The sequence below is a fragment of the Streptomyces sp. NPDC005070 genome, assembly GCF_053600395.1.
Genome location: NZ_JBSFZS010000421.1, coordinates 1 through 1,944, shown reverse-complemented (window position 1 = coordinate 1,944; position 1,944 = coordinate 1). Strand labels below are relative to the sequence as shown.

Below are 1,944 nucleotides of genomic sequence, written 5' to 3'. Positions count from 1 at the left end.
CGTGCTGGCCGCGGTGGATTCCGGGATGGGCATCTCCGTGCTGACGAGATACGTGGCGCCGGGACGGCTGATACAAGGTGTTCAACGGCTCCACCTCCGGCCGGTGCATCTGCACCACCTCCTCCGCGGCCAGTGCCGGAGCGGCGAGGTAGCGCGGCAGCACGGAGATGCCCATCCCGGACTCCACCGCGGCCAGCACGGCGCGCAGGTCCGGGACGGTGACCGCGACCGGATTGGGCGGCCGCCGCCCGAACTCGCTGCGCCAGTACCGCCGGATGATCGGAAGATCGGCCGCGTAGGCCACCAGCGGTAGCTGGGACAGCGCGGCGACCGGGTCGGCGGCCAGCCGCTCCTGGTCCACGGCGTGCGCCAAGGCGGGCGGCCCCACCAGCAGGAACTCCTCGTCCACCAGCGGCGTCACCGACAGCTCCTCCTGCTGGGGGCGAACCGCGGACACCACCAGGTCGAGGCGTGCCGCCGTCAGCGCCGACAGGAGTTCCTCGGCCAGGCCCAGCGTCACCCGGATGCGGAGTCCGCGGGCCGTGAGCGGTGCCAGCGCCGGAAGCACTTGAAGGGACATCACCTCGGCCGGTCCGCCCAGGTGCACCGTGCCCTCCAGCGTGCTCTCCCGCCCCGAAGGAGCCAGGGCGGTACGCAGCCCGTCGACATGCAGGCCGACACGGGCGGCCAGCGCCGCCGCCCGGGGCGTCGGCCGGGCTCCCTTGCTCGACCGGACGAACAGCGGTTCGCCCAGTTGCTCCTCAAGACGGGCGAGCTGCCCGGTGACCGCCGGCTGGCTCACCCCCAGCCGCGCGGCCGCCGCGGACAGCGACCCGGTGCGGTAGATCTCGAGGAACGTCGCCAGTAGGTCCAGGCCGGGCATGGCCGCCTCCATCCATCACAAAGTTTATGAACCTCTCCCTCTCATCAAACTCTACTGATGGGTTCGCGGCGGGGGCGCGGCCTCCCGTCGTACGACGCCCCACTGCACATCCGACGAAATTCGGCCACCCCTCCTCCATAACTCCTCTTATGGCGCGGACCAAGCAGCAGGGCATTTCCGTGATGAATCCTGGAGTTGTCCCGAGCACCGCGTCACCGCGGTCCGCGGGCCATTGGCACCGCGTTTCCAGAGTCGTCCCACAGATAAGAGCAGGTATCCCGATGTCGAAGATCCTGATGATCGTCTCCGCCGCCGACAGCTTGGTCCTGGCCGACGGATCCACGCATCCGACCGGCTTCTGGGCGGAAGAGGTCGCCGCCTCCCACAGGGTGCTGCGCGCCGCCGGAGCGCAGGTGGACATCGCCACGCCCGGGGCCGTCCGCCCGACGGTGGACGCCCTCAGCCTCGACGCCCGCGGCGGTGTGTCCGAGACCGACGCCAAGGAGTTCCGCACCTACCTCGACAGCATCGACGACCAGCTCTCTGGCCCGCTGCCGCTGGCGGAGGTGCGTCTGAGCGACTACGACGCGCTCTACATTCCCGGCGGTCACTCGCCCATGGCCGACCTCGCCCACGACGCGGATCTCGGCCGTCTCCTCAACGAGGCGGACGCCGAGGGCACGATCGTCGCCGCGCTGTGCCACGGGGTCGCCGCCCTGCTCAGCGCCACGACCACGGACGGCGGATTCACGTTCGCGGGCCGCGACCTCACCTCCTTCGCCGACGAGGAGGAGCGCCAGGGAGGTCTCGGCGACAACACCCCCTTCTACCTGGAGAGCGTGCTGCGCGAGCGCGGTGCCACGGTCGAGACCGGGGCTCCGTGGAGCAGCAAGGTCGTCGTGGACGGCAAGCTGATCACCGGTCAGAACCCCCAGTCGAGCACCGCGACGGCCGAGGCCACGCTGAAGGCCCTGGCCGGCCGCTGAGTCCCCCGGACCGCCGTCCGGACCGCCGTCCGGACCGCCGTCCGGACCGCCCGCCGCGGAGGCGTGACACGCCTC

The 1,944-nt window shown here is 71.2% G+C and carries 2 protein-coding genes; one reads left to right on the top strand and one right to left on the bottom strand.

Annotated elements, in window-relative coordinates:
• A partial coding sequence (locus tag ACWEBX_RS39795) for a LysR family transcriptional regulator (RefSeq protein ID WP_451889581.1) occupies positions 1-883 on the bottom strand: 883 nt, incomplete at its 3' end.
• Between the two features lie 281 nt (positions 884-1,164).
• Between ACWEBX_RS39795 and ACWEBX_RS39790 the strand changes: the two genes are divergently transcribed.
• On the top strand, positions 1,165-1,869 hold the full coding sequence (locus ACWEBX_RS39790) for a type 1 glutamine amidotransferase domain-containing protein (protein ID WP_451889580.1): 705 nt from the start codon (positions 1,165-1,167) through the stop codon (positions 1,867-1,869).
• Positions 1,870-1,944: the final 75 nt, after the last annotated feature.